Origin of the sequence: Cognatishimia activa (genome assembly GCF_001458335.1) — a bacterium.
Taxonomy (GTDB): Bacteria; Pseudomonadota; Alphaproteobacteria; order Rhodobacterales; family Rhodobacteraceae; genus Cognatishimia; species Cognatishimia activa.
In genome coordinates this window covers 183,295-189,309 of sequence record NZ_CYTO01000010.1, presented here as the reverse complement: position 1 = coordinate 189,309, position 6,015 = coordinate 183,295, and the positions used below count along the sequence as shown (strand labels likewise).

Sequence of the window (6,015 nt, the reverse complement as noted above, 5' to 3'; positions counted from 1 at the left end):
TGGCCCGTTCGTCTATCGGTTAGGACGCCAGGTTTTCAACCTGGAAAGAGGGGTTCGATTCCCCTACGGGCTGCCACTTTTCCCAAAATCACACGACTTTGAAAAAGCATACTGACTGCGACCTCTCGCTTTGCTCGAATAAAGCGCTTTATCGGCTTGTTGCATCAGTTGATCAGAGGTCAAGACACGCCCTGACTGCACTTTTGATATGCCAATACTTGTGGAAATCCGGCACATCTCTCCTTCAAACATAATGGGCTCGGACAGGTGATCAATGATCCCTTGCGCAAGCTCAGCCAAACGGATGTCATCAATTGGCCCCCTCAGGACAATGACAAACTCATCCCCCCCAATACGAGCCACATCATCCCCAGCGCGTGTCGCGGTTAGAAGTCGGCTCGACACAACCTGCAAAACATGATCACCGGCCGCATGACCCATTGTGTCATTCACGGCCTTAAAAAAATCTAGGTCGAGCTGCATGAATGTAAATGCAGCCCCATCCTCAAGCAAACGCTCAACACTTTGTTCAACCGCCCGCCGGTTCTTCAATCCCGTCAATGAATCGGTGAATGCTTGCAACTCGGCTGCGTTTTTTGCCTTTTCCAACCGGCGATTGAGGCTTAGCGACGCATTCATTGCAGCCGACTTTGCTTCGACCAAGAATAACATCTCGATTGCCATGTCTGTTGCCGCGAAATCCGCATTTGTCAGTCCATAAGTCTGCACCGCATCTAAAACGCTGATCCCGAAACTGAGGTTGATCAAAACGCCCTCGCGGAACGGATCGGACACGACGATGCCCTGCAATGTGGTGTTTGGTGGATCTCCCAATTGCAAATGCAACTTGATATTGCGTGCTTCAAGCAGGTTGCTTTTGATCCCGAGGCGATGCGGTCTCAACACACGAAAAACCTCGAGAAAGCTCTGCCCCACCCATTCCAAATCCGGGCGCAACTTCTGAATTGTGGGCCCGACATGATGAATTCGGCCCGTTTGATCGACCTGAACGTGCATCGGACACAGCGCATCCAGTGCAAACGACCACTTGGAGGTTTTTGCTCGCACATTCATGCGGGCTTTGCTCCCAGCTCAAATCGACGCCCGGCGCTGAATTCCTCTTGGAATAGCTGGATATTAATGTCCCGATTGTTTGTGGTTTCCAGAAAGACAAGTGCTCCGTAGTCATCAGCCATCGTGCGCAGGACGCCCATGAACACGTAACTGAATCCAGTGTAGTCGTGCCTACATTCAAGGCTGTAACAATGACCTCCATGATCTTGCAGCTTGAGTTCTGGTAAATCCAGGTCCTCAAGAGCCAGTCGCGCACGGTCGCGCAGATCATCGAGCGAATGCAGAAACTCAAGGAAAGTGACACCGCTAAAGCGCAGCAAGCGACGTGGCGCTTGCTCTGATTTGCTGCTTACCAAGTAGGTTCCGATGTCTTCCAGAACCGTCGGCACCGGCAGGTCCAGCTCGGCAGCAACAGAGTCGACAACAACCGAAGTGATTTCATCATCATAGTGCAGCATCGCCTCAAATTGCGGTGTTTGGAGCCCCGCACGGCGTGCGGCGGAGAGCCATTTTGCGTCACCATATGTATCGCGCACAAAGCACTCGACCGCTCGGTTGATCAACCCGTGCATTTACACCCTCGCCTTCAATTGAGGCTTAGTATCAGACCAAGGGTTTTAAGATTTCTCCAATAAATTCAATTGTCGCTAGTTATTTCGACATCGCCAAACCATAGGGATTTGCGACTTGCTGAGCCAATGCGGTAGCCCCCGGCGATCAGTTTTTGATATTGATCTTCAGTCAAGCGGCGATACCCATCATGCCGCATGAGCGGATAGAAATAGGGCTCCTGATTGTTCTCCAGTGACGCGCCATACCCCTCAGCGCCTCCTTCAGCCTCTGGAACAAAAAAGAGAGACGTTTCAGTTCCTTGGTGTCCGAATGGACCGAAAACCAGCGTACACGGACGCTCTTTTTCACGGCTGCACGCGTCTACCCACCCATTTAGCTGATGGCGCGAACTATTTGAGAAGTATTCCGCTGGAACCTTGTGATCTTCGGGCCAAACTTTCAGCTGCTCTTCAATCTGTTGAGAAAGGGCGGCAAAGCTCGGCTTGCCCTCACTTTGGTTAAATTCCCACCGATTTAAATCTGCAGCACGTGTCAGTTTTTCTAAGAGAGCACCATGGCCCTCTGCATCCAGTGACTGCAATTCCGCCACCGCATTTTGGCCCGCAAGACCCCAAGAATGCGTGATTTCCCAAGCAGGGAACCCTTCGGCTTCTGTGAGGCCACCCAAATAACGGCTGATCTGTGAATGTGCAGAAAGCCTCTGAGCGTCCATGAGTGGCGTCATCCAGAGCATCGATAGGCCCAACACTGTCAAAGCCATGCCAATATTGCCTTGCCGGATCATGCGTCGCCAACCATTGCCTTGCAATACGGCAAGGCCATAGATCACCCCATAAGCTAGGATCAAAAGCGCCGCGAGGCTCGCAGCCGCACGCTCCGGCGTCCAGCCGTAAGTCGACACCCGCACCCAAATGGCCCACGTGGCAAGCCCGGCTAAGATCGGAAGTAAAAGTGCAAGCCCGCGCGTCGCAAAGGTCATCATCTTAGATTGCACGCCATCTGAATCCACCCGATCCAAAGCTGATGAAATCAGGGAAATTGCCGCAATTGCAACGCTCATGAGGATCGCTGCTGCAGAGAAGTCTCCGAACAATTGCGACAGCCCTTGAATCGGCAGCGCGACGATAAAGACCGTCACAACCAACAGCACCATGGGCAACAGCAACCGCAACAGTCGCAGCGGCAGGTAAGGCGAAATGAAGTCTGACAACTCCTGAGCAACCGATAGCGCCAACCCAAGCGCTGCGCCGGTTAGCAGATAAGGCACCGGGTCAAGATCAATCAGATCGTCGATAATTGTGATCCCAACGATCTCTAGCAATTCGTTCGACAGCATCAGCAGGCCCCAAAACAGCCCAACGAAAACCCAAGCAGCCCCATAGCGCACGACGATCCCCCAAGAGATGTCAAACAGCGCGGCATAGTCACGCGCCCTGCCCTGCAATGCGGCGGCCATAAAGGGCGCGCCTATCAGCAAAACCACACCCCAAGCCAGCAGCGCATAGCTCTCGTCCAGCAGGTTTTCGACAACCAGAAACCGGTTGCTTGCCCAGTACAGCAAGGCGGCATCGACCAGCGCCAAGAGCAATGCGCCCATCATCGCATCACGCCAACGCAAGCTGCCCAGCAGCGCAAAAATAAGCACGAAAAATCCAACCGTCGCGCTCGCAAGCCAGAGAAGAAGCCGTTGGTTTTCAACGATATCCGTCAGAAGCTCGAAGAGAACCCACATGGACAGACCTGCAAGCCCGCCCAAAAGAGCCATCCAGAGATGTTGTTTTTCTGAACTGTGTTGTGAACGCGTTGATTGCATTGCTCGCCCCTTGTTTTGGGTGAGCTTACAACATGCGCTTAGCCGCGACCTAACCAATTCGGCAGATGGCCGATATGGGGCAAAATATAGTCTGCATAATGGGCCAGTTCTTCTTCCTTTGCTGGCCCTGTCAAAACACCAATGGTCATCATGCCCGCACGACGCCCCGCAATCAGATCGTGCGTACTGTCGCCGACCATGACAACGTTTCGCGGATCAAGTTCTTGTTTCTGGGCAAATGCCAAGAGGGGGTCAGGGTCTGGCTTTGCTCCGAATCCGCTGTCGTGACCCGCCACAAAATCAAACAATTCCAAGGCATTGGCTTCGCTCAAATGGGCGCGCGCGCCTCGCTCAGTGTCATTCGTCATGACGCCAAGCTTGAGGCCTTGGCTTCGAAATTCCGTCAACAGCGGCCCCAATGGAACCACGGGCGCAAGGGGCGCTTTGGCGGCTGCTTGCGCAAGGTAGGTTTCAACATAGTCGACATCTGCATCCGCCAAAGCGGATGCGACAAGCTCGGCCGCTTCTCGGTTTGTGCCAGCTATGATGGGACTACTCGGTAAGAAAACGCGTTCGCTGAGATTAAATTGGATCGTTGTCGCGATATGAGCCGCAAGCTCAGCGCTGCCTTCGGCGAAATGATCGATGATGCCAACGGTCCAATTGCTCCATGTTTCGTTGAAATCAAACAACGTACCGTCTTTGTCAAAAAGAAGCCCCTGAACCTGCATCGGATCACCTGTGCTGTCGCTTTAAATCAAGCGCCTTCTGACACGCGCAGGGTGTTAGGTCAAAACGATCTTTTGCCTAGGTCCAATTCACCTGTTCGCCACCCGGCAACACCTGCCGAGCCATCATTGGAGCGGTGTATTCCAAATTTTGGGCATCGCAAAAAGCGATCACCCATTGATCATCCATGATGATGAAATCAAGAACAGAGGCCAAAAAAGCCGGATCACCAGCTTGGGTTTTCAAATCATCTACGGAAACGCCAGTACTGCCCATGAAAATTGGCATTAACTCATCATTGCCCGACAGCCATGCAAGCGCCTGTAAAGCAAGGGTTTCAGCGGATTCGGGAGAAAAAGACAATTTAGTTAACCTTCGAAATGGTTTCTTAACCAATGTCCTTACAAATAGAGCGCATCACTTGGCAAGGACAGGACAAATGCCCGGTAAGATTCTGATTGTGGATAGCATTGCGACCAATCGCATTGTCCTAAAGGTTAGGCTAAGCAACGCGTTTTATAAGGTTATTCAGGCGGCCGACCCAAACGAGGCCGACGTTATTCTGCAAAATGAAGCCATCGACCTTGTTATGGTTAATGCTCATTTGGAGAGCGCTGACGCCATCGCGTTTTGTCGTCGGTTGAAAACAGGCCCCAAAACATCGCATTTACCAATCTTGGTGATCAGCAGCCAACATGATCGCGAAATGCGGTTAGCTGCCCTAAAAGCCGGGGCGAATGATGTTTTGGTGCGCCCGATTGACGATGTATTTCTATTCGCACGATTGCGCAGCTTACTACGCAGTCTTGAGACAGCGGAAGAAAGTGAGTTGCGCCAAAAGACCGGCCAGGCAATGGGATTCGCGGAAACGACCACAAGTTTTGTCGCACAATCACAAATACATGTGACCACACCCGAAAGTGCAACTTCGATCCGGTGGGCCACCGTGCTGAAAACAATGATGCCCTACAGGATCACTCCCACAATTCATTCAGACACGCTCAAACACCTTTCTGGATCAAAGGTTCCGGACGTTTTTGTCATCGCCGTCGACCGCCAGAAACCAGATACGGCCTTGCGTCTGATCGCTGAGATCCGCGCGCGCGCCTCAACACGTCATTCTGGCATTCTGGTGGTCGTGGATGATGAACGACGCAGGATCCTAGTTGACGCCATGGACCTTGGTGCGCACGACGTCATGATGAACGGATTTGACCCCGACGAAATGAGCCTGAGGATTTCGACCCTGGCATCGCAGAAGAGGCTCTCGGATCGCTTGCGCGACAACGTTACGATTGGTTTGGATGCGGCGGTCACCGATCCGTTGACCGGTCTCTTTAATCGCCGTTACGCACTGCCGCACGTGGAGCGCCTTTGTAGCCGCGCAAAGCTCAAGAAACAGCAATTTGCGATCATGATTGCCGACCTTGATCATTTCAAACAAGTGAATGATCAGTTTGGCCACGCCACGGGAGATGCAGTATTAACAGAAGCGGCGCGCCGCCTGCGCGAACATCTACGCCCAGTTGATCTCGTCGCTCGCATTGGCGGCGAAGAGTTCTTGATCGCGATGCCCGAAACCACACCCGAACGAGCAAACCGAATGGCGTTAGATATGTGTTCCGTAATGCGCGAACGCCCTGTTCAGGTTTCAAGCATCAACAAACGCATTTCTGTCACGATGAGCATCGGCGTGACCATGGGCGGGTGCGGACACCTCACGAAACCGGTCAATGCCCTCATCGAACAAGCAGACTCTGCGCTTTATGACGCAAAATTACGGGGCCGCGATCAGGTCAGGTTTGCGAAAGAGCACGCCTGACCCT

At 52.7% G+C, this 6,015-nt stretch carries 6 protein-coding genes and 1 tRNA gene; 2 read left to right on the top strand and 5 right to left on the bottom strand.

The window, feature by feature from the left end:
• Position 1 precedes the first annotated feature (1 nt).
• Positions 2-76 (top strand) — tRNA-Glu (locus TA5113_RS08695).
• Here TA5113_RS08695 and TA5113_RS08690 read toward each other — a convergent pair.
• The 5 genes from TA5113_RS08690 to TA5113_RS08670 form a co-directional block, all read right to left on the bottom strand.
• Entirely contained in the window at positions 64-1,074 is a 1,011-nt protein-coding gene (locus TA5113_RS08690; protein WP_058314751.1) for a GGDEF domain-containing protein, read from the bottom strand. The genes TA5113_RS08695 and TA5113_RS08690 overlap by 13 nt on opposite strands.
• A complete protein-coding gene (locus TA5113_RS08685) occupies positions 1,071-1,646 on the bottom strand; it encodes a heme NO-binding domain-containing protein (RefSeq protein WP_058314655.1) in 576 nt (191 codons plus the stop codon). Before TA5113_RS08685 ends, TA5113_RS08690 begins: the two co-directional genes overlap by 4 nt.
• Before the next feature lie 65 nt (positions 1,647-1,711).
• Complete coding sequence (locus TA5113_RS08680; RefSeq protein WP_082625848.1) at positions 1,712-3,460, bottom strand: DUF4153 domain-containing protein; 1,749 nt, start codon at positions 3,458-3,460, stop codon at positions 1,712-1,714.
• A 38-nt stretch (positions 3,461-3,498) separates the two neighbouring features.
• On the bottom strand, positions 3,499-4,191 hold the full coding sequence (locus tag TA5113_RS08675) for an HAD family hydrolase (RefSeq protein WP_058314653.1): 693 nt from the start codon (positions 4,189-4,191) through the stop codon (positions 3,499-3,501).
• Positions 4,192-4,267: 76 nt separating this feature from the next.
• Positions 4,268-4,552: a DUF3572 domain-containing protein gene (locus TA5113_RS08670; RefSeq protein ID WP_058314652.1), complete on the bottom strand. Its 285-nt coding sequence runs from the start codon at positions 4,550-4,552 to the stop codon at positions 4,268-4,270.
• Positions 4,553-4,628: 76 nt separating this feature from the next.
• On the opposite strand from TA5113_RS08670, the gene TA5113_RS08665 reads away from it, so the two are divergent.
• Positions 4,629-6,011 carry a diguanylate cyclase gene (locus TA5113_RS08665; protein WP_058314651.1) on the top strand — a complete coding sequence of 461 codons (1,383 nt, stop codon included), beginning with the start codon at positions 4,629-4,631 and terminating at the stop codon, positions 6,009-6,011.
• Positions 6,012-6,015 lie beyond the last annotated feature (4 nt).